Raw genomic sequence first — 21,590 nt, 5'->3', positions numbered from 1 at the left:
GGCTACACCGCGATGCCGTACAGCGCTGCGGCATTGCGCCACAAGATCGCCTCGGCGGCATCGGCGGCGTCGGCCGCGCTCAGGATCCCATCGCCGACCAGCTGGCCGAGCACCTGGCCAAGACCCTGGCGGCCATGCAGCGCACCGGCATAGAACAGCTCGGGCACGCTGTGTGCGTCGGTGGCGAAGAGCAGCTTCGAGATCGGCGCAAGCTCGAGCGCCTGGCTGAAAGCCGCCGCGCAGCCGTGGGCCGTCAGCGGCACCGCCAGCGAGACATCAATGAATACGTGGGCGTAGAGCGCCGCAAGGTAGCCGGCCTCGCGCACGTACGGATAGCAGTGCAGCAGCACAAACGGCACGCGCCGGAACAGCGGGTCGGCGAGCAGCGCGCGCAGCTGCAGCGGGTTGGCGCTGCGCAAGTCGGCGTCGTCGTCGCCGAAGGCCACGTGGAACTGCACCGGCAGCGCGAGCGCGGCGGCCTCTTCCAGCGCGGCGCGCAGCAGGTAGTCGAGCACCGCCCGGTCGGACAAGCGCACGCGCCCGTAGCGGCGTGCCAGCTCCTTCAAGGCAGGAAACGCCGCCGCCGCCTCGTCGAATGTGCGCGGCTGCACGTGCAGGCCGCCGCGGTAGGCCGCAATGCTCTTCAGCCCCACCACGCCGCGCTCGCGCGCCGCGCGCACCTCGGCGCGCAGGGCATCCTCTACCTGGCCAAATGTCGCGCTGGCGCCGATCAGCTCCTCCATCAGCGTCTCGAGCCGAATAATCGTCGCGGCCGGGCGGCCGATCAGCGCGCCGAGCTCGGCCGGTTCGTAGCTCTCGGGGCTGCGGTAGCCGGTGTCGATCAGCAGCGCGCGGAAGTTGCCGGCGTCGAACAGGCGGCGTGCGTACTGCTCGGGCGGCGTGGCGGCGCGCAGCGCCAGCAGCGCGTCTTCGTCGTTTGGGCAGCCGAACAGCGCGGCCACGTCGCGTAGCATGCGCCGGTAGAACAGCGTGTGGCGAATGTGTGGCGGCATGAGCGGGTCGGTGGTTTCGGCGAAAAAGCGCCGGAACGCATCGCCGTAGAGCGGCTGCCCCGGGCGCATAATGGCGTGGCAGTGGTGATCGAGGATCGCGATCGCGCTCAGATCCATGCTCAGCTCTCTTTCTTTGCTGGTTATACCAAATTCGCTTGATTACATACACTTTGGTGGGGGTTTGGGTGCGGCTTCGCCGCCCCCAAATTTCTTATTGTTAGGACTTACGCAGTTGGCATGCTCAGCCTTCGGCAGAGCGGTACTCTTCTCCGTATCGTGTCCATTTTCCGCGCTCCGCGCGGAAAATGGACACAGAAGATGACCAAGTACCATGCTGCCGCAGGCTCAATCGCGTACCGCGAGGAAGCCGAATCACGCAAGTGCGTAACTCCTCATTGAGTTGCACGACGTGGCTTCGCCACGTCGTGCAACTCAATCTATATACGTGATCAAGCGAACAGCGTATTAGGGCTGCCGCCAGTCGCTGGCGGCGTCGAGCCGGGCGATCTGCTCGGGAGCAAGCGACAGATCAAGCGCGCCCAGGCTGGCTGCCAGCTGCTGCGGGCTGTTCGCGCCGACGATCGGGCTGGTGACGACCGGGCGTGCCAGCAGCCAGGCCAGCGCCACCTGCGCCGGCTCGGCCTGCAGCTCGCCGGCCAGCGCCAGCAGCGCATCGACGATCGCCCAGCCGCGGTCGTTGAAGTAGCGCTTCTGCACGCCGCCGGCACGCTCGCTCGCGGGAACATCGGCGCCGCGCCGGTACTTGCCGGTGAGGAAGCCGCCGGCCAGCAGGCTATACGGGATCACGCCGAGCCGCTGGTCGGCGCACAGATCCTGCGAGCTCGCGCTCGAACTCGTCGCGGTGGGCCAGGTTGTAGTGCGGCTGCAGCGCGTCGTAGCGCGCGAGCTGCCGGCGCTCGCTCGCGCCCAGCGCCAGCGCCAGCCGCCAGGCCGGGATGTTCGAGCAGCCGATGTAGCGCACCTTGCCGGCGCGCACCAGGTCGTTCAGCGCGTCAAGCGTCTCGTCGATCGGCGTCTCGGCGTCGTACCAGTGCGTCTGGTACAGGTCGATATAGTCGGTCTGCAGGCGGCCAGGCTGTCGTCGCAGGCGCGCAGCAGGTGCGCGCGGCTGAGCCCTTCGCCGTTGGGGCCGCCCCACATGCGGCCGCGCGCGCGCTGGTGGCCAGCACCACTTGGGCACGGCTGCCGCGCTCGCGCATCCAGCGGCCGATGATCTGCTCGGCGACGCCGCCGGGGTTGTTCGGCGCCCGAGCTCGAGTAGACATCGGCCGTATCGACAAAATTGCCGCCGGCGTCGGCAAACGCGTCGAGCACCGCAAACGCCGCGCGCTCGTCGGCCGTCAAGCCGAACTGCATGGTGCCGAGGCACGGCGCCGATACGCGCAGGCCGGCGCGCCCTAACCGTCGATAATATGGTTTGCCTCTAAAATCTAATTAGGACTTACGTAGTTGGCGCGCTCAGTCTTCGGCAGAGCGGTACTATTTCTCTGTATCGTGTCCATTTTCCGCGCTGCGCGCGGAAAAACCGCACACAGAAGATGACCAAGTACCATGCTGCCGCAGGCTCAATCTCTGCCTTTAGGAAGCCGAATCACGCAAGTGCGTAACTCCTATCTAATATTTATAGAAATGCCCCTTGAACTGCGCCGCGTCGTCGAGCGCGGCGTAGGCGCGCGCCTCGGAGCGCCGCACCGCCAGGTACGATCGGCCCAGCAGGTCGCCGAGCGCGCCCATCAGCAGCGCATCGCGCTCGAGGTTGTCGAGCGCCTCGTCGAGCGAGCCGGGCAGGCGCGCGATGCCGCGCGCCGCGCGCTCGGCCTCGGAGAGGCTGGCGGGATCGGCCTCGGTCGGCTCGCTGGGCTCAAGCTCGCGCTCCACGCCGTCGAGCCCGGCGGCCAGCAGCCCGCCCAGCGCGATGTAGGGGTTGCACGAGCTGTCGGCGGCCTTCAGCTCGAGGTTGGTCGAGCCCTCGACATCGCTCCAGAAAGGCGAGGCCACGCGCACCGAGGCCTCGCGGTTATCGTGGCCCCAGGCGGTATAGGCGCTGCTCCAGCTCTGCGGCTGCAGGCGCCGGTACGAGTTGACGCTCGGGCACGTCAGCGCCACCAGCGCCGGCAGGTGCGCGAGCACGCCGGCGACGAACTGCCGGCCGATGCGCGAGAGCCCGTCGGGCGCGGCGCGGTCGTAGAACACATTGCGGCCGGCAGCGTCCCACAGGCTGAAGTGCACGTGCGCGCCGTTGCCGGCCTGGTCGGCGAATGGCTTGGGCGCCAGCGAGGCGTACAGGCCATACTCCAGCGCCACACCGCGGATCGTTTCGCGCAGCCGGATGTGATTGTCGGCGGCGGCAAGCGCCTCGGCGTGGCGGATCGAAATCTCGTGCTGGCCGTGGCCCAGCTCGGGGTAGTACTGCTCGACCGTCAGGCCCTGAGCTTCGAGCGCGGCGGTGAGTGCGGTGGCGAACGGCGCCGCCTGGGTCATGGCGATCGACGAAAAGCACAGCGTGTCGTCGAAGGGCGCGTAGCTGCCGGCCTCGTCGCGCGTGGCCAGCGAGAACTCGGCCTCGAAGGCGGCCTGGAGCTGCCAGCCGTGCGCGGCGGCGCGCGCGCGCATGCGCTTGAGGAACGAGCGCGGGCACGCGCCCCAGGGCGAGCGGTCGCCGGTGAGCATGTCGCACATCAGCGCGGCGCTGCCCGGCACGTACGGCAAGACCGCGAAGCTGGCCGGGTCGGGCACCAGCCGGATCTCGCCTACCGGGCCCATGCCCTCAACATCCTGGAGCTGGTCGAGGCTGTTCATGGCCATCATGGCCACCGTCAGGCCAATGCCATCGGCGAGGCGCCCGCTCAGGCCGCTGAGCGCAGTGGTTTTGCCACGGATGGTCGCGCCGTTGTCGCAGTACAGGAAGCGCACCAGCCGTACGCCGGCATCGCGCGCCTGCTGCACAATCGTCTCCGGTGTCATCGATTACCTCGTGTTTTCAGTTGCGGCGGCTCCTATGTGGGCATGCTTCAAGCCCGCTCTCCAGCGCATTGCCCCGCAGGCGCAGAGGCGCGATATACTTCGCCCGTACGGGATCCGGCGAATTGAAGCATGCCAGCAGGGTATAGTATAGAGGATGATTGGCCTGGTGTATGCGGCGCGCTCGCGTGTGCCTATAGCGCGCGCCGCCCGAGGCCGGTCGCGTAGGCGATGCCGCTCTGCAGGGTGCTGTGCGTCACAATGTAGCTCAGGTCGACGCCAAGATCGACTAGCGCCTGGGCTACCTCGGGGCGGATGCCCGTCAGGATCACGCGCGCGCCGAGCAGCCTGGTGGCCTGCGCGGCCATCACCAGCCCAGTGGCCACCTGGCTATCGACGATCGGCACGCCGGTGATATCGAGGATCGCCGCGCGCGCGTGCCGCCGCTCGACGCCGCTGAGCAGCGCGGCCAGCACCTGCTGCATGCGCTGGTCGTCGATCGCGCCGATCAGCGGCATCACCACCACGTCGTCGCTGATCGGGATCAGCGGCGTCGAAAGCTCGGCCAGAGCGGCGGCCTGGGCGCGAATGATCCGCTCCTGCAAATGCGCGCGCTCCTCGGCCGCGCGCTTGCGCTCGGTCAGGTCGTGCGCAATCGCGATGTAGCGGTGCTGGTCGGCCAGCCGCATCTCGCCGATCGCCAGGTCGAGCGGGAAGCTGCTGCCGTCGGCGCGCAGGCCGGCTACCTCGCGCCCGACGCCGACCTGGCTATACTCGTTGTCGTAGGGCGGCGGGATGATGCGCGCGATCTGCCGGCCAATCAGCTCGGCCGCGCTCAGCCCAAAGATCCGCTCAGCGGCCGGGTTGATCGACGCGATCCGGCCGTCGTCCTCGATCGTCAGAATGGCATCCACGGCATTATCGAGCACAGCCTGCTGCTGGGCGTTGGCGGCCACCAGCGCCGCAGCCACGTTGTTGAACGAGCGCACAACCTCGCCCAGCTCGTCGCGGTTCTCGAGCTCGACCAGCCGGGCCATATCGCCGCGGATCATGCGCTCGGAGGCGCTGGCCAGCGCGCGCACGGTGGACATCACCGCCAGGTAGAATGTCAGCCAGGCAATCAGCACCAGCACCAGCACGCCAGCCGTGACGCCGACAGCCAGGCTTCGGCGCTGCCTGAAGCCGTCGATGCGCGCCTGCAGCAGCTGATCGAGCTGGTCGGTCGCGCCGTCCCAGAACACAAAGCTCGCCCGCAGCGCGTCGGCGGCGGCGGCGCGGTGGCTCGCCAGGTTGGCGGTGATCGCGCGCGGCTCGACCAGGTCGCGGCCGATCGAGTTGAGAAAGCGCCCGGTCGCGGCGAAGTAGGTGTCGAGCCGCCCCTCCAGCACCGGCTGAAGCTGGGCCGACGCGGTGTGGCGAAACGCGACGCCGAGGCCCTTCTGCGTATCGGCGATGTTGGTTTGCAGCAGGCCGCTCAGGATGATCAGCTCGCTGCGATCCTCGGGCCTGGCGCTCCCCTGGCCGATCACCCGAGCGCCGAGCTGGCGAATACGCGCCAGCTGTGTCTGGGCTTCGGGCAGCTTGAGCAGCACGGTATCCATCATGTAGTAGCTGTCGAGATCGGGGTCGAGGATCAGGTTGGAGCTATCGCCGACGGTTGAGATCAGCGCGCGCAGATCGCCGAGCAGCTTGGCATGCAGGTCGTCGCTGGCGCGCGCGCGCATCGTCGCGGTGCGAGCCTTGATCGTCGCCCACTGCTCGTTCAGCCGCGCCAGCTGCTCGGTGGTGCCCAACCGCTTGCCGAGCCGGGCGTCGAGCGCGGCCAGCGCCTGCAAGTCGATATCGACCTGGGCCTGAGCCATGCCAAGCGGCGCGCGGGCGGCCACATCGCCGCCGGCAAAGTCTTGCGCCAGCAGCTGCTCCTGGAACAGGTGCTCGAGCAGGCCGCGCAGCGAGCGCAGGTACTGGGTGCCGCTGATCTCCTTCTGCGCAAAGGCGATCTTGCCATTGACCTCGGCGAGGTAGAAGGTGCTCAGCAGGGCGAGCGGAATCGCGAACAGCAGGCTGATCAGCGCGAACTTCCGAGGGTATGTGAGGCGGTTCATGAGGGCAATTGCCGGGCGAAAGAGTCTGTTCATGGGACAAACGCACCCTCGTTGGTTCTGACGATAACACTGCGGGCTCGGCAGCGCGAGGCTAATGGGATATCGCGCGGTTCGGTTACATCGACTATAGCACAGCCCTCGAGCGCATTGGAATACTCCCAGGAAACATTTCGATAACAATTAGGGCCTTGAAAGGGATGCGCGAGGGGCATCGCCCTCGCGCATCCCTTTCTGGCGGGTCGCGGCCACGAAGGCGCTCGTGGCTTCTAGCGTGTGGCCGCTACGGCGCCGGCACCTTCTCGGGCACCACCTCGGCCGCGAGCGCGAGCTTGCTATCCTTCACGCCAATGATCGTGACGCCTTTCTGCGGCACATTGCTGGCGCCGAAGGTGATCTTGCCGGTGATGCCGGGGAAATCTTTGGTGGCCTTGATCGCCTGCTGGATCGCGCCGGCGTCGGTCGAGCCGGCGCGCTTGATCGCGTCGGCCAGCAGGTACACCGCGTCGTAGCCGAGCGCCGCGAAGGCGTTCTCGGGGTCGTGGCCGTACTCTTTATTGTAGGCCGCGATGAACTTCTTGATGCCGTCGGTGCCGCCCTGCGCGTCCATCAGCGCGTGGGTGGTGAAGAACACGTTGTCGGCGGCTTTGCCGGCCACGTTCACCAGGTCGGGCGTATCGTAGCCATCGCCGCCGAGCACCGGGCCGGTCAGGCCGGCGTCGCGCAGCTGCTTGACCACCGGGCCAACGTTGTAGGGCATGGCCGCGATGTAGTAGAACGACGGCTGCGGGCTCAGCGCCTTGAGCTTGGCGATCTGGGCCGAGAAATCGGTGGCCTTGTCGTCGTACTGATCTTCAAGTGCGATCGTGCCGCCCAGCTCGGTGAAGCGCGCCTTGAAATAGCCCGCCAGCAGCGTGGTATACTCGACGCCCTTGTCCCACAGCAGGTAGGCGCTCTTGCCGTACTGCTTGAAGCCGAACTCGGCGCCGGCCGCAGCCTGCACGTTATCGCCGAAGCACGCCAGGAACATCTTGTCGCCCACCTGCGAGGGGATCTTCGGCGAGGTCGCGCCGGCGGTGATGAACGGCAGCCCGGCGCCCTGGATCGTCGGCCCGGCGGCCAGCACCGAGTCGGTGTCGGTGAAGCCAACCACGGCCACGACCTTGTCCTGCTCGACGAACTGCTTGGCCACCTGGGCGGTCACGTCCATCTTGTACTGGGTATCGTGCACCACCAGGTTGATCTGGCGGCCCAGCACGCCGCCGGCCGCGTTGATCTCTTTGGCGGCCAGCTTGGCGCCGTTGGCGGCCGGCAGATCGAGCGCCGACTCGTCGCCGGTGAGCGCGAAGCCGCCGCCAACCGCGATCGGGCCGCCGCCGGCCGCCGCAGCGGTAGGCGCGGCCGCCCCACCCGAGGCAGCCGGCGCCGCCGCGCCGCCGCATGCCGCCAGCATCAGCGCCAGGGCGAACAGGATTGGTAGGAATCTGATTCTCATGGTGCGTTCCTTTCCAAATGACGCAACATCTGATCTGGTGTGGGCGCTCGCGCGCCGAGCACAAGCATCCCGCAGATCGACGACCATCGAGAAGGCTGGCGCGGCCGGCGGTTCCGGCCTAGCGCGCGCGCCGCGCGAACAGCCGGTCGAGCGCGATCTCGCGCTGGCCGAGCAGCCCTTCGCGCCGGAAGATAATCACCAGCAGAAAAATCAGCGCCAGCACCGACTGGCTGATGCCGAAGAGCTGCGTGGCATCCTCGAGGCGCCGCAGCAACTCGGCCAGCGCCAGCACAAACACCACGCCCAGCACCGAGCCGCTCACCGAGCCCATGCCGCCGATCACCAGCATCGTCACCACGCGGAAGGTCAGGTCGAAATAGAACACCGTGGGCGAGAACGAGGTAATGAAATGGGCGTACAGCGCGCCGGCCACCGCCGTGAAGAACGCGCTGATCACAAACGCCAGCAGGCGCGGCGGCATCACCGCGATGCCGATCGCCTGGGCCGCCAGCCGATCCTCGCGCTGCGCCAGCATGGCGCGGCCAAACGGCGATTCCTTCAGCCGCCACACCACGTACAGCGTGGCGATCGCCCAGGCCCACACCCACCACAGGTTGGTGTAGGGCGTCACGTTCGAGAAGGTGCGCGAGCCGCGCGTGAAGGCGTCGGCGTTGAACAGGATCACCCGCACGATCACCAGGAAGCCGAGCGTCGCCACCGCCACGAAGTGGCCCGAGAGCCGCATGAGCACCAGGCCCACCAGCAGCGCCACCAGCGCCACCAGCCCGGCGGCGATCAGCGAGGCCAGCAGGAAGCCCAGCGGGAAGCCGCCGACGACCATGTCGAGGTGCACGCCGGCCAGCCAGGCCGGCAGGTTCGGCAGGTAGCTCTGCTTTTCGCGCAGCGGCAGCGTGAGGATGGCCGAGCCGTACGCGCCCAGCGCCATGAAGCCGATGTGCCCAAGCGAGAACACGCCGGTGAAGCCGTTCGCCAGGTTCAGGCTCAGCACCAGGATGAGGAACAGACCAATATTGACGAACAGGCCCTGCCAGAACGCCAGGCCGGCGGCCTGCAGCGCGGCCAGCAGCGCGGCGAGGAGCAGAATGGCGGCCAGCGGGCCGAGCAGGCGGCGGGTGTTCATCACTCTCTATTTCCTCGCGTCGGGCCCGATAAGCACAGATCAACGACCAAACGAACATCGTATCCTTGGTGCAGGCTATCACACATCCAAACCGGGTTTGACGAAAGACGAAAGACGGCGCTGTTTCATCTTCTGTCTTTTGTCCTTCGTCCTGAAAACTCGGATCGAACCTGCGGTAGCCTGTACTTCATCCTTGGTGCTTTTTGGCTCTTGGTCTACATCTCGTCGCGGCCGCGCTTGCCGAGGATGCCGTTCGGGCGGAACAGCAGCATCAGGATCAGCGCCACGAACACAAACGCGTCGCGGTAGCCTGCCAGCGAGCTTGGCAGCCACTGGCGCAGCGCGGCCTGTGTAGCCGGCGACACCATGCCGGCGGGCAGGATATCGCCGATGCCCGGCAGGGCCGTGAGCAGCACCTCGAGCGTGCCGAGCGCATAGCCGCCCACAACCGCCCCGGCGATGCTGCCGAAGCCGCCGATCACCGCGGCGATAAACGCCTTCAGCACCGGCGAGAAGCCCATGTACGGGTTGATCTGGCCGGCCTGCACCGCGAACAGCAGGCCAGCCACCGCCGCCAGCCCCGAGCCGATCGCGAAGGCGCTGGCCACCACGCGGTTGATGTTGATGCCCATCAGCCGCGCCGCGTCGAGGTCTTCGGCGGCGGCGCGCATCGAGAGGCCCAGCGTCGTGCGGGTGACGAACAGCGACAGCAGCACCAGCAGCACCACGCCCGACACCAGGCTCACGACGTTGAGGCGCGGCACGGTGATCGGGCCGAACGCGAACACCCCGCTGAGCAGCGCCGGCGCGGGAAACGCGATCTGGTCGGGGCGGCCAATCCGCCGCATCCACAAGAGCGTGCCGTTCTGCAGCATCTGGCCAACCGCGAACGAGCTAAGCAGCGCCGCCACGTCGGGCGCGCCGCGGATCGGCCGGTAGGCCACGCGCTCGATCAGCAGGCCGATCAGCACCGTGCCGACGATCATCAGCGGCAGCGCCAGGCCCAGCGGCAGCCCGGCGAACAGCGCGAACGCCGCAAGGTAGGCCGCCACCATCATCATATCGCCGTGGGCGAAGTTGATCAGCCGCAGGATGCCGAACACCATCGCCAGGCCCACCGCCATCAGCGCGTACAGGCTGCCGATGCTCAGGGCATTCACGAGCTGCTGGATAAAGTAGTAAAGCAAGCTCATAACGTATGTATAGCTTACGCAGTTGGCGCGCTCCGTCTTCGGCCGAGCGCTCCTTGCTTCGGTATCGGTGTGCGGCGGTCGGAAACCTGCAACTTGCTAAGTTGCAAACCTGCTAGCGCCCGAGATACGATCGCTCGACCTGCGGGTTGCGGCGCAGCTCGGCGGCCGGCCCCTCCAGCGTGATCCGGCCGGTCTCCATCACATACACCCGGTCGGCCACGTCGAGCGCGTGGTGTACATTCTGCTCGACCAGCAGCATCGTGGTGCCCTGGCGCTTCAGCTCGCGCACCACGTTGAAGATATGCTCGACCATCAGCGGCGCCAGGCCGAGCGAGGGCTCGTCGAGCAACAGCAGTGCCGGGCGGCTCATCAGCGCGCGGCCGATCGCCAGCATCTGCTGCTCGCCGCCCGAGAGCGTGCCGCCGGCCTGGGCTAGCCGCTCGCGCAGGCGCGGGAACAGCGTATACACGCGGCCGAGATCTTCTTCGAGCGCGCCCTTGCGCCGCACCGCGCCGAGCACCAGGTTCTCGCGCACGCTCAGGCCGCCAAAGATCCGCCGGCCCTCGGGGCAGTGCGAAATCCCCAGCGCCACGATCCGGTCGGTGGCGGCGCGGGTGATGTCGTGGCCGTCGTAGACGATGCGGCCCTGGCGCGAGCGCAGCAGCCCCGAGATCGCCCGCAGCGTGGTGCTTTTGCCGGCGCCATTCGAGCCGATCAGCGCCACCAGCTCGCCCGGCCCAACCCGCAGCGATACGCCGTTCAGCGCGCGGATGCCACCGTAGGCGACGTGGATGTTATCTATCTCTAGCATGCTCGTGCAGCGGCTTCCTGTTCGCCAAATGCTCGGTTCTCAAACACGCTGGCGGCGCCTGCGCAGCGCCGCCCACGCCACACCTATTCCCCCTCCCGGCGCGCGGGGAAGGGGCTAGGGAGTGGGGCTTCGACAGCCGGCAGGCTACCGACAGCCTCGGCCGGCTGGCCGAGATACGCCGCGATCACCTCGGGGTTCGTGCGCACGGCGTGCGGGTCGCCCTCGGCAATCAGCCGGCCGTAGTTCAGCACCTGGATGCGCTCGCACAGGTTCATCACCAGTGGTATATCGTGCGCAACCATCACGATCGTAATCCGCAGGTCGTCGCGCAGCGCGCGGATCAGCCCGAGCAGCTCGGTGGTTTCGGCCGGGTTCATGCCGGCGTTTGGCTCGTCGAGCAGCAGCACCTTCGGCCGCAGCGCCACCGCGCGGGCGATCTCGAGCTTGCGCTGGTCGCCGTACGGCAGGTTGCGCGCAAGCTGGTCGCGCCGGCTGGCCAGCCCGAGCCGCGCCAGCAACGCGTCGGCCTGCTCGGTGAGCGCCTGCTCGCGCCGCCGGAACGCGGGGCTGCTCAGCAGCGTGCCGAGCAGCGGCGCGGGCGCCTGGCTCTGCAGCGCGGTACGGACGTTTTCCAGCACGGTCAGCGCGCCGAACAGCCGGATGTTCTGGAATGTGCGGGCGAGGCCCAGCCGGGCGACGCGGTAGGCCGGCAGCCCGGTAATGTCGCGGCCTTCCAGGCGTATGCGCCCGGCGCTGGGCCGTAGAAAGCCGGTGAGCAGGTTGAACAGCGTGGTCTTGCCGGCGCCATTCGGCCCGATCACGCCGTGGATGGCCAGCGGGGCCAGGCGCAGCGAGTAGCCCTCGAGCGCATGCACGCCCGCGAACGATTTGGACAGGTTGTCGACCTCGAGTAGGGCGTCTGGCATAGCTACACTACGTAGTTGCTCACACCGCTGAAGTCTTCTATAAGAACTCGAACAGCTCGTCGCGCTCCCACTGGCCAACAGTGTCGCGGAACTCAGGCGCATCGAAGTTATCGATCGCCGCCTGGGCCTTGGCGATCTCGTGGCGCTTGACCGCCAGAAACAGCTTGACGAACTCGTCGCCGAGCGCCGCGCGCAGCACCGCATCGGCCTCAAGCGCGTCGAGCGCGGCTGGCAGCGTGGTTGGCAGGTCGGTGACGCCTGCGAGACCATAGGCGATGCCGGACACTGGCGCAGGCGGCTCGAGGCCGCGCGTGATGCCGTCGATACCGGCGGCGATCGTGGCGGCGAGCACGAGGTAGGGGTTGCTAGCCGCGCAGGGCATACGATTTTCGACATGGGTATTGGCGCCGCGGATGCCCTTGATGCGCAGGCCGACGGTGCGGTTCTCGAGGCCCCAGGTCGCGTTGGTAGGCGCGAACGAGTACAGGCGGTAGCGCTTGGCGCAGTTCACGGTTGGCGCGTACAGCGCGGCCAGCGCCGGCGCGTGGGCGATCTGGCCGGCGATAAACTGGCGCGCCAGGTCGGAGAGACCGTCGGCGCCGTTCGGGTCGTCGAAAGCGTTCGCGCCGTCGTCGAGGCGATAGAGCGAGTGGTGGAAGTGGCAGCCGCTGGCGCTCTGATCGGCGTAGGGCTTGGTCATGAACGAGGCGGTGTAGCCATGCTGCAGCGCGATCTCCTTGACGCCCTGCTTAAACGCGAACGCGGCGTCGGCGGCGGCGATATCCCAATCGGGTGCGAAGTTGATCTCCTGCTGGCCGGGGCCATACTCGGCGTTCGCGGTGATGATATCGACATCGACGGCGCGCAGGTCGCGGATGACCTGGCGGATGAACGCGCCGTCGAACTCGTTGCGCAGCGTGGCGAAGATCTGGATCCCGGTGTATGGCGGCGCGCCCGAGCCGGTATTGGCCAGGTAGAACTCGTACTCGTAGCCCACGCGTATGCGGTAGCCCAGCTCGCGCAGCGCGGCGAGCTGGCGGCGCGCCAGGTAGCGCGGGGCCGCGCCGGCTGGCCGGCCATCGTAGAACTTCGGCTCGCACAGCACGCGCGCGGTCGCGTCGAGCCAGGGCAACACCCGGAAGGTGGCGAGGTCGGGGAAGATCTTGCTGTCGGGAAAGCCCAGGTCTTCGAGATAGCCGGTGCCAAGCGCGACGCCGCCCTGCGCGTCGAAGCCCAGCTGGCCCAGCAGGAAGTTCAGCCCATCGGCGGCGAAGCGCTCGACGTGGCGCGCGGGAATCAGCTTCGAGCGCGAGATGCCGTGGGTATCGCTCTGCTCGAAGCGCACAAACTCGACGCGCTGGTCGGCGATCGCCTGCTTGATGTCAGCTAGCTCCATACCAGCTTCCTCTCGTTTCAGAAAACACGAAGACTCCGCGATACTGCACGGGTGCTCACAGGCGCTGTGAGGGCTTGGTTTGGCCGGCTGCGTGTGGGAATGGCCGATAGTGTAGCCGAGCGCGGCGCAGGTGTCAAATTGCGGGCGAATCAAACGAGGCCCGCGGCGATGCCGCGGGCCTCGGTGATTATAGAGAAAGCGGCGGCGTTACTCGCCGTAGCCCTCGCTCAGCACGTGGCGATACAGCCGCTGCAGCAGCGACATCGAGAGCGGCTCGCCCTCGGCGCCTTCCTCGCGCGCGGGCAGCAGCCGCTGCTCTTCGTACTGGCGGCGCAGCCGGTTAATCAGCTGATCAATATATGCACGCTTAGCGGCAGTGTCGGCATTCATCGGGAAGACTCCAATTCTGTAACAGTTTGTGAATGATCATTAAATCATTCAGCTATAGCTTACCACGATCGGGCGCTTCGCGCCATACATATTCCGACCGAAACGCGCTCGTGATTGTTACAATCGGTTTTCAGCGCCTGTAGAACCTACGCAGCTGCGTTGTTTATACCTCGTTTCGGGGCGGCTTCGCCGCCCTCGAGCCGCACATACAGCAAGCGGCAGCGCAGAAATCGCATTCTCTGTATCATGTGCGGTTTTTCCGCGCTGTGCGCGGAAAAACCGCACACAAAAGATGAACAAGTACCATGTGCCGCAGGCTCAATCTCCTGCCTTTAGGAAGCCGAAACACGCAAGTGCGTAGCTCCTACAACGATTTCAACCAGCTTCTCAGCACATTGTATACCGCCAGACGGGCGAGCTATAGCGCTGGAACCTGCCAGCCGCGCGGGTAGATCAGGTAGACAGTGCCATCGGAATTGGCCTGCCAGGCGCGCTCAAGCTCGGCCGCGTCGTACAGGCGCCGAACCTCGGCCTCAGTATCGCCGCGCGGGTCGGCCACAATCGCGCGCCCGCCGGTGTCGAAACCGGCAAGCACCAGCAGATGGCCACGGCTGGCCGGAATAGGCGCGTTCGCCAGCTCGCCCGCGCGCCACGCCACGCTGACGATCACCGGGACGCCGGCCTGCAGCCAGGGCACCAGCTCGGCCAGGCTGCCAAATCGCGCTACCGCCGCATCCAAGCCCAGGCTGCCGGCGAAGGCGGTGTTGAAGCTCCAGTTGCCATGCCCGTCGTAGGCGGGGTCGTACACACGCGGTGTGGCGATCTTGGCCACGGCGCGGCGCTCGGCAAACGGCGCCAGCTGCGGGTCGCCGGTGCGCGCCTGCCAGTAGGCCAGCGCCATCGACACCGACGTCGGGCTGCAGATATTCGGGCCGTCGGGGTAATCGAGCTGGGCGCGCGGCGGCACCGCCAGCTCGAGCGCCGGCAGCGCCCCAGCGGCAGCCGGCGCGCCGGGGCCGCTCAGCGCCAGCGCCAGGCGGTGCAGCGTGGGCGGCGGCGCGCCGTACAGCAGCACGCGCGCCTGGGCGCGCTCGGCCGGGGCGCTGAGGATCAGCGTATCGGTGGCGACGAAGCCATCGGCGTCGCGCTGGGGGCCAAAGCTAGTGCGGCGGCTGCCGGCGGGCAGATCGTCCCACTGCGCGACGCGGTAGAACGCCGTCCAGCGCTCGCCCGCGCCAGCGCGCAGCTGCAGCTCGATCCAGCTCGCCGGGGGTGTGCTGGCAACCCACGAAGGTACGGCGGCGCTGAAAGGCGCGGGCGCGGCGGCCACCGGGCCGGTGAGCATCAGCCCCGGCGCTCCTTCGGGCAGCGGCTCGGCGCGCCAGCCCTGCTCGGCGCCAAACGCGTCCCAGCCAATAAATCCTCGCATGATCTTGCTCCATCTACGGCACTACGGCGCCTGGTAGCCGGCGATCGGGCCGATCAGGTAGGCGCCGGCCTTGTACTCGCCGCTCGTGTGCTCGTTCCACGTCACCAGGTAAAGCTCGCCACCCAGCACCGCCAGCTGGCCGCGGCCAGTCGGCGCGAACGGCAGCTCCACAAGCGTCGAGGCCGCGCCTACCTGGTGAAACACCTTCTGCTGGTCGTCGGCCTGGCACGACCAGAAGATCGAGCCGTCGGCCGATCGCGCCACGCTGATCGTCGCGCCGGTGTAGGGCGTGCTGCCAGCTGCGGGCACAAGCTGCATCGCATCCATTGCTATAACCTCCTGGCGAACGAGTGGCGCGCACGCCTGCCGCGGCACGCTGGCGGCATGATCGCACCGAGTCGCAGGCGCGTCAAGCATTCGGCAGCCGCGCCCAAGCACACGGTTGCGCGTGCCGCTACGCTATGCTACAATGCGATCGGCCAGGGGACGTGGCGAAATGGCAGACGCGCAAGTCTTAGGAACTTGTGGAGCAATCCGTGAGGGTTCGACTCCCTCCGTCCCCACCATACGATACCAAAGCGGAAAACGCCCTTACCGTTTGCAGCGGTAGGGGCTTTTTTTCTGCTGCCCGCCCACCCTGCTTCACGCCGCATATGCGCCCTCCAATGGCACGGCGGTTGCCACGCATCCATCATCCGGCCGATTGATATTGTGACATCATTCACATATACTATACATAGATTGTGATAGGTAGAACGAAGTGAGGAATGCCATGGCGATCATCGACCTTGACACGCATACCGACGAGCGCGCAGCCAGCGCGCCTGGGATTACGGCGGCGCCACGCCGCAGCGGGCGGCCGCGCGTGGTGGTGGTTGGCGCCGGATTTGGCGGCCTGAGCGTCGCACGGGCGCTGGCCCGCGCCGAAGTAGACGTGCTGGTGCTCGACCGCAACAACTACCACGGCTTCTGGCCGCTGCTGTACCAGGTGGCCACCGCCGGCCTTGAGCCTGAGTCGATCGCCTACCCGGCGCGCGCGATCCTGCGCCAATACCCGCGCACGAACTTCCGCATGGCCGAAGTCAGCGGCGTCGACCTCGAGCGCAGGCTGGTGCATACCAGCGGCCAGCCGATCGAGTACGACTACCTGGTGCTGGCGGCGGGCAGCGCGAACAACTACTTCGGCAACGAGCAGCTAGCGGATCAGACCTTCGGCATGAAGGACATCGACGAGGCCGAGCGGCTGCGCAGCCAGGTGCTGCTGGCGTTCGAGCGGGCCTCGCAGGAGGCCGACCCGGCCCGTCGCGCGACGCTGCTGACATTTGTGATCGTCGGCGGCGGGCCGACCGGCGTAGAGCTGGCCGGCGCATTCGCCGAGCTGATCCGCCACGTGCTGCGCAAAGACTACCCGATGCTGGACGTAGCGCAGGCGCGCGTGATCCTGGTCGAGGCCGGCGACCGGGTGCTGGCGAGCTTCCCGGCCAAGCTGCAACGCGCGGCGCTACGGCGGCTGCGCGCGATGGGCGTGGAAGTGCGCTTTGGCGCGGCGGTGCAGAGCGTGGCGGGCGATACCGTGGCATTCAAGGGCGGCGACGCGCTCGCGAGCAGCACGGTGGTGTGGGCCGCCGGCGTGCGCGGCGCGCGGCTAGGCGACCGCCTGGGCGCCGAGATGGGCCGCGGCGCGCGCGTGAAGATCGCGCCGACGCTGAACCTGCCGGGGCGCCCCGAGGTGTTTGTGATCGGCGATATGGCCTACCTCGAGGGCTACAAAGGCAGCCAGGCCTACCCCATGGTCGCGCCGGTGGCCATCCAGCAGGGCGCGCAGGCCGCGCGCAACATCCTGGCGCAGCTCGCCGACCAGCCGATGCGCGCGTTTCGCTACCGCGACAAAGGCCAGATGGCCACGATCGGCCGGCGCGCGGCCGTGTTCGACGCATTTGGCGTTCGCCTGAGTGGCTTCCTGGCATGGGCCGGCTGGCTGTTCGTGCACCTGATCGAGCTGATCGGCTTCCGCAACCGCGTGGTGGTGCTGGCAAACTGGGTGTATAACTACTTCACCTACGATCGCGGCGTGCGGCTGATCACCAGCGACGCTACGCGCAAGCAATAATGCCAATTGGTGGGGTTTGGGCGGCTTCGCCGCCCCGGCTATCTTTCTGTATTGCACTGCGTGGCTTCGCCACGCAGTATTTCTTTTCAGCGGCGCCGGGCGCCGCACAAGAAAACACAAGTAATCAAACGGGTTGGTATTAAAAGAAAGCCCGGCGCGGCCGAAGCTGCTCTGGCTTCGGCCGCGCCGGGAGTGAAGGTCAGGCCAACGCCCTATGGCACCGTCACCGTCCCCGGCACGCGGAACAGCCCCGGCGCGTTAGACGGGCCCATCAATACCAGACCATTGTAGGTACCAGCCGGCTTGCCGGCCGCGTTCCAGCTCACCGTGATCTCGGCTGAGCCGCCCGCCGGGATGGCGCTGGGCAGGCCGCTCACAGTCACGTCGCTACCCTGCACCGCGTCGACCGTCAGGTCGAACGGCGCCGTACCACCCGGCACATTGTAGCCGTGCACCAGAATGGTGTACTCGCCGTCGGCGGGGAAGGGGATCGACACGGCTTCGTCAGGCGTCGAGGAGGTGGAGCCCGCCACCAGATTGCCGTCCGCGTCGAGCACGAACAGGTCGATATCCAGCCCGGCGACATCGCTGGTGGTGCTGACATTTAGCTCGGCGCCGTGGCTGATGCTGATCTTCTTGACGAACGAAGCGGTGGTGTAGTCGTTCGGGTCGTCCTGCTTCGCCGTCTCGCTGGTGGTTGCCGGCTGGCTCAGGCCGAAGCCATCGGCCACGAAGTTGTTGAGCGCCAGCTCGCTCTTGAGCGTAACCGTCGCCGAGCCCGTGCCCGCACCGCCGTCGACTGCGGCCGGGTTGAGGTTGGCCAGGCCCACCTGAGCCGCGAACGGCTCGTCGAGCTGGCTGCCGTCGACGCGCACCTGGTGCAGCAGAATGCCGTGCAGACCCTCCTGGGCCGGCGCGGCGATCAGGTCGTTCGGCCCGCCCGACGATGTCTGGTAGGCCCAGCGACCGCTGCCGACGTAGGTATTCGTGCTGTTGCCCACCGGCGCGAGCGTGTACGGCCCGTAGAAGTCGGGCGCGCCGGGGAAGCTCGAGAACGGCGAGGTGCAGCCAAAGCCATTGCTGTAGCAATCGGGCGTCGGCCCAAGCACGATCGTGTCGATATCGGATTTCGCGCCGGCCCAGCTGTTGTTCACCAGCAGGTACGAGCTACCCGAGGCCGGCAGATCGCTGCTCTGCACGTCCGTCCAGAAGAAGCGCCAGTCGCCCGACTCGGCGCGCCAGGTGTAGTCGGTATAGCCGAACAGCGCGCTGTTATCGTACAGCTGCGGCCCAACCGCCGACTGCGCGCCGCCGATGTTGAAGCTCGTGCCCTGCGCGGCCACGGCCACCGTCACCGGGATCAGCACCTCTTCGTCGCCCTTGTGGCCCTTGTAGCTAGCGGCGATCGAGCCCTCGTACATGCCGTAGGGCGTGTTCGCGGGGATGCTGATCGTGGCATCGAACGTCGCCTTGCCGCGCGCCGGGATGGTGAGGCTGCGCTTGCCGAACGACGCCCACGGCCAGCTCACCTGCTTCCAGAACGACGCCTCGACCTTCAGGTCGGTATTCGGCACGCTGGCGGGCCGCGACGAGTGGCGGAACGAGAGCAGGATACCGTCGGCCTTGCGCTTGAGCGGGCTGCCGACGCGCGCCTGCTGGGTTGGGCCGGTGTTGTAGCCGTAGCTAAAGCGCACGAACTCCTCGGGCTCCATCTCCGAGCCGGTGAGATTGCCCTGGTCGTCGTAGGTCAGGTCGACCTTGCCGTTGCTGTTGGCGTCGTTCCAGAACTTGCCATCCTTGTTCAGGTCGGTCCAGTTCAGCAGGTGGATGCGCCAGTTGTTGAACACCGCGCCCCCGCCGAGGCTGCCGCTGGGGTTGAACTCGCTGTAGGGGTACGCCTCGCGCACCTGCAGCAGGTCGGTGCCGGCCGGGATGTCCTGGTCGATCCGCCGCACGTAGTCGGGGTTGACGAAGTCGCCGTGGTCGAGCGACGCGTCGAGCGAGCGGAATGAGTAGTCCTTGGTGCCGATCTGCTTGAACCAGCGCGCGTCGAGGTCGATCTTGATCGGCTTGTTGCTCGGGTTCCACAGCGTAAATGTCTGGGTGTCCGAGCCGCCGGGCTTGATGATATTCGTGAACCCGCCGTACTCCTTGCCGCGGTAGTCGCCCGCCGTCCACTCGGCCGGTGTGGCGTACGCGCCCGAGCGGCCGCCGGCCACGTCGGTACCCTCGTCGGCATTCACCAGGCCGGCGCCCTGCGACCACACATCGTGGTTCGAGTCGCGGGCCGAGCCCATCAGCAGCGCGCGCGACTGATCGAACGTCGGCCAGCTGCCGGTGCGCTGCTTCCAGGCCTGAACGATCAGCGCCAGGTTGCCTGCCGCCACCGGGGTAGCCATCGAGGTGCCGCCAAAGTCGGCGGTGGCGATCGATCCATCAAGAATGCTGTTCAGCGGGATCGAGCCGACGCCAAACGCGCCGGTGGCGAGCACGTCGGGGCCGTTGGTGTTGTTCGCGCCGGGGCCGCGGTTCGACCACGACATCGCGTCGCCGCCGACGATCTGCTTGGCCGAGGCGATCGGCTCAAACGCGCCGATGTCGTCGTAGAGCGTCGAGGCGCCGACGCTGATCACGTTCGGGCCCGAGGGCGGCGTGATCGTGCCGTAGCCGGCCGCGCCATTGCCGGTGGAGCGCAGGATGGTGGTGTTCGGCGCGATCACGCGGTTGATCAGGTCGATCAGCCGCGACGTGCCATCCCAGCCGTCGTTGTCGGTGCCGCTGTAGCCCCACGAGTCGCTGACGATCTGCACATCGTCGCCGGTGCCAGGCTCGCCATCGTAGCCCAGGCCGGCGTAGATGTAGGCATCCTCGACATACGGCGTCGCGTAGGTGTCGCCATTCTGCACCGTCTCCACATCTTTGCCGGGGCCAAGCACAAGGCCCTTGCCCTTGGCCTGCGGCGGGCCGTCGGTGTAGTAGATCGAGCCGCGCACGCGACCCTGGCCCACCGCCACCGAGGTGCAGCCCATGCCGTGGTCGCCGCCAGCGCCGAGGAAGTCCATCACGTGGAACGCCACCAGGTCGCCCGGGCCGTAGGCATTGCCCGGCACGCCCCAGTACCAGTCGAGCGTCGGCACGGCGGTGGCGCCGTCGGAGATGAAGTACACCAGGCCGCCCGAGACGTCGTTCAGGCCGTCGTTGTTATAGTCGAGGCAGGCGGCTTCGTGGCGGCGGAAGCGCCGGTCGAGCGTGGCCGGCTTGTCGTCGGTGAAGTCGAAGTTGTAGTTCAGGTCGACATACACGCGATCGTAGACGCCGGCTTGCTTCGAGTCGACAACCAGCACCGCCGCGCGCTCGCCATCGACGGCGCTGCCATCGCCGAACGCGCCGCTGAGCAGGCTGGCGTCGGTCGAGAGGGCGACGTCGGGGTGCGAGCCGATATGGTACACGCCGCTCTTGCTGCCGGGCGGCAGCTTGTAGGTGTGCGCGGCCTCCGCGCCGAGCGGCTGGTATGCCGCGCTGCTGCCGCTTACCTTGGTCGAGGTATCGACGAAATCGGCCTGGCCGTCGGCCACAAACGACGTGCCGAGGTAGAAGTCGGCCGCAGCGTAGAACGACGAGATCGAGTCGAACATCTCGGGCAGGCCGTTGTAGGGCGAGCTCTTATCGTTGATATACGCCCATGTGCCGTACAGGTCGGGGTGGCAGTAGTCGGCGCCCGAGTCGTCGACCATCAGGCGCACGCCGGCGCCGGTGTAGCCTTTATCCCAGGCCTGCTTCGAGCCATGGATGGCGCGGCCGGTGTCGTACCAGCCATCGGGCGCCGGGCCGATGCTCGGCTGCTTGTTGATCGCCGGCTTGAGCTTGAGCGCCCGGTTCAGCGACGGCGCCTCGGGGTCGGGCGGCACGGGGCGCTGGATCAGCGACTCGGGGCGCTGCAGGTACAGCACGCCGTCGAGCGCGGCGAGCTTGAGGATGCCGGCGGGCGAGGCCAGGCCATACGCCACCGTGCCGCCGGTCGGGTCGACAAATGGGCGCGCGAACCAGCGGCTGGTGTAGGCGCTCAGGCTGGTGCCGGCCTTGATCCGCGCGACAAACCCGATCTGGCTAGGCGCGGTGCGGTTGGTCTGCGCCGCGCGGTTGGCGCTAGCGATATCGTTGAGGAGGTTTGGATGAATCTTCGTGCGCGGGTCGGGCCGGGCGGCCGGCGACGACGCGGCGCTTGGGTAGTGCGCGAGCGCGGCCGGCTGGAACGCCAGCATCGCGCTGAGCAGCAGCGCCAGGCTCAGCAGCCTGTGCGCAAGCCGGTGTTTGGCTATTGTCATACCAGAAGCTCCCTCCTACGTTTCGAACATGATCAACATGCCGAAGGCGGCCGTAGCCGCGGCGACACGTGCGCGAAGCATTGAACGCGCTACAGCCATGGGCGCCGCGCGGCAGGGCCGGGCGAGGGCAGGCTGCGGCAAACGTGCACGGCTTGTCGCACTGGCTAGGTTGAGGTTCTCTTCTCTGCGTCGAGCGAAGTTCCGGGTGCTCTGGCTTGCTAGGATGGGCGGGCGGGTTCGAGGAGTAATGTGAGACGCATGCTGAAACGTTGCAACG

General features: G+C 67.4%; 16 protein-coding genes, 1 tRNA gene and 1 pseudogene. 2 read left to right on the top strand and 16 right to left on the bottom strand.

Translation table 11 applies throughout. The features are described 5' to 3' along the window. Positions 1 to 2: 2 nt before the first annotated feature. The 15 genes and pseudogenes from U0177_RS10945 to U0177_RS10875 form a co-directional block, all read right to left on the bottom strand. Complete coding sequence (locus tag U0177_RS10945; RefSeq protein ID WP_409570662.1) at positions 3 to 1,130, bottom strand: amidohydrolase family protein; 1,128 nt, start codon at positions 1,128 to 1,130, stop codon at positions 3 to 5. Positions 1,131 to 1,478: 348 nt separating this feature from the next. Then, the gene (locus U0177_RS10940) at positions 1,479 to 1,820 is read right to left on the bottom strand and encodes an aldo/keto reductase (RefSeq protein ID WP_409570661.1); all 342 of its coding nucleotides are present in this window, start codon (positions 1,818 to 1,820) and stop codon (positions 1,479 to 1,481) included. Then, positions 1,807 to 2,172: an aldo/keto reductase gene (locus tag U0177_RS10935; protein ID WP_409570779.1), complete on the bottom strand. Its 366-nt coding sequence runs from the start codon at positions 2,170 to 2,172 to the stop codon at positions 1,807 to 1,809. The genes U0177_RS10940 and U0177_RS10935 overlap by 14 nt, the downstream gene beginning before the upstream one ends. A gap of 152 nt (positions 2,173 to 2,324) precedes the next feature. Beyond that, positions 2,325 to 2,390, bottom strand: a pseudogene (locus tag U0177_RS10930) (hypothetical protein); the annotation flags it as partial. Between the two features lie 258 nt (positions 2,391 to 2,648). Continuing rightward, complete coding sequence (locus U0177_RS10925; protein ID WP_409570660.1) at positions 2,649 to 3,998, bottom strand: glutamine synthetase family protein; 1,350 nt, start codon at positions 3,996 to 3,998, stop codon at positions 2,649 to 2,651. A gap of 191 nt (positions 3,999 to 4,189) precedes the next feature. Then, positions 4,190 to 6,133, bottom strand: a complete 1,944-nt coding sequence (locus tag U0177_RS10920) for a PAS domain S-box protein (RefSeq protein ID WP_409570659.1) — start codon at positions 6,131 to 6,133, stop codon at positions 4,190 to 4,192. Positions 6,134 to 6,380: 247 nt separating this feature from the next. Continuing rightward, the gene (locus U0177_RS10915; protein ID WP_409570658.1) at positions 6,381 to 7,592 is read right to left on the bottom strand and encodes an ABC transporter substrate-binding protein; all 1,212 of its coding nucleotides are present in this window, start codon (positions 7,590 to 7,592) and stop codon (positions 6,381 to 6,383) included. A gap of 118 nt (positions 7,593 to 7,710) precedes the next feature. Continuing rightward, positions 7,711 to 8,733: a branched-chain amino acid ABC transporter permease gene (locus tag U0177_RS10910; protein ID WP_409570657.1), complete on the bottom strand. Its 1,023-nt coding sequence runs from the start codon at positions 8,731 to 8,733 to the stop codon at positions 7,711 to 7,713. A gap of 215 nt (positions 8,734 to 8,948) precedes the next feature. After that, the gene (locus U0177_RS10905; protein ID WP_409570656.1) at positions 8,949 to 9,926 is read right to left on the bottom strand and encodes a branched-chain amino acid ABC transporter permease; all 978 of its coding nucleotides are present in this window, start codon (positions 9,924 to 9,926) and stop codon (positions 8,949 to 8,951) included. Positions 9,927 to 10,038: 112 nt separating this feature from the next. Further along, a complete protein-coding gene (locus tag U0177_RS10900) occupies positions 10,039 to 10,737 on the bottom strand; it encodes an ABC transporter ATP-binding protein (RefSeq protein ID WP_409570655.1) in 699 nt (232 codons plus the stop codon). A gap of 83 nt (positions 10,738 to 10,820) precedes the next feature. Next, positions 10,821 to 11,663, bottom strand: coding sequence for an ABC transporter ATP-binding protein (locus tag U0177_RS10895; protein WP_409570654.1), 843 nt, complete (start codon positions 11,661 to 11,663; stop codon positions 10,821 to 10,823). A gap of 37 nt (positions 11,664 to 11,700) precedes the next feature. Further along, on the bottom strand, positions 11,701 to 13,059 hold the full coding sequence (locus U0177_RS10890) for a glutamine synthetase family protein (RefSeq protein ID WP_409570653.1): 1,359 nt from the start codon (positions 13,057 to 13,059) through the stop codon (positions 11,701 to 11,703). 207 nt (positions 13,060 to 13,266) lie between these two features. Beyond that, on the bottom strand, positions 13,267 to 13,449 hold the full coding sequence (locus U0177_RS10885) for a hypothetical protein (protein WP_409570652.1): 183 nt from the start codon (positions 13,447 to 13,449) through the stop codon (positions 13,267 to 13,269). A gap of 418 nt (positions 13,450 to 13,867) precedes the next feature. After that, complete coding sequence (locus tag U0177_RS10880; RefSeq protein WP_409570651.1) at positions 13,868 to 14,878, bottom strand: peptidase C39 family protein; 1,011 nt, start codon at positions 14,876 to 14,878, stop codon at positions 13,868 to 13,870. A gap of 21 nt (positions 14,879 to 14,899) precedes the next feature. Beyond that, the gene (locus U0177_RS10875; RefSeq protein WP_409570650.1) at positions 14,900 to 15,205 is read right to left on the bottom strand and encodes a hypothetical protein; all 306 of its coding nucleotides are present in this window, start codon (positions 15,203 to 15,205) and stop codon (positions 14,900 to 14,902) included. 155 nt (positions 15,206 to 15,360) lie between these two features. Here U0177_RS10875 and U0177_RS10870 point away from each other — a divergent pair. Both U0177_RS10870 and U0177_RS10865 read left to right on the top strand, forming a co-directional pair. Further along, positions 15,361 to 15,444 (top strand) — tRNA-Leu (locus U0177_RS10870). A 206-nt stretch (positions 15,445 to 15,650) separates the two neighbouring features. Further along, positions 15,651 to 16,988: an NAD(P)/FAD-dependent oxidoreductase gene (locus tag U0177_RS10865; protein ID WP_409570649.1), complete on the top strand. Its 1,338-nt coding sequence runs from the start codon at positions 15,651 to 15,653 to the stop codon at positions 16,986 to 16,988. Between the two features lie 212 nt (positions 16,989 to 17,200). On the opposite strand, the gene U0177_RS10860 is transcribed toward U0177_RS10865, so the two are convergent. Then, entirely contained in the window at positions 17,201 to 21,313 is a 4,113-nt protein-coding gene (locus U0177_RS10860; RefSeq protein WP_409570648.1) for a S8 family serine peptidase, read from the bottom strand. Positions 21,314 to 21,590 lie beyond the last annotated feature (277 nt).

Source organism: Kouleothrix sp. (assembly GCF_046328425.1).
GTDB lineage: Bacteria > Chloroflexota > Chloroflexia > Chloroflexales > Roseiflexaceae > Kouleothrix.
This window is presented reverse-complemented; position numbering and strand designations above follow the sequence as displayed.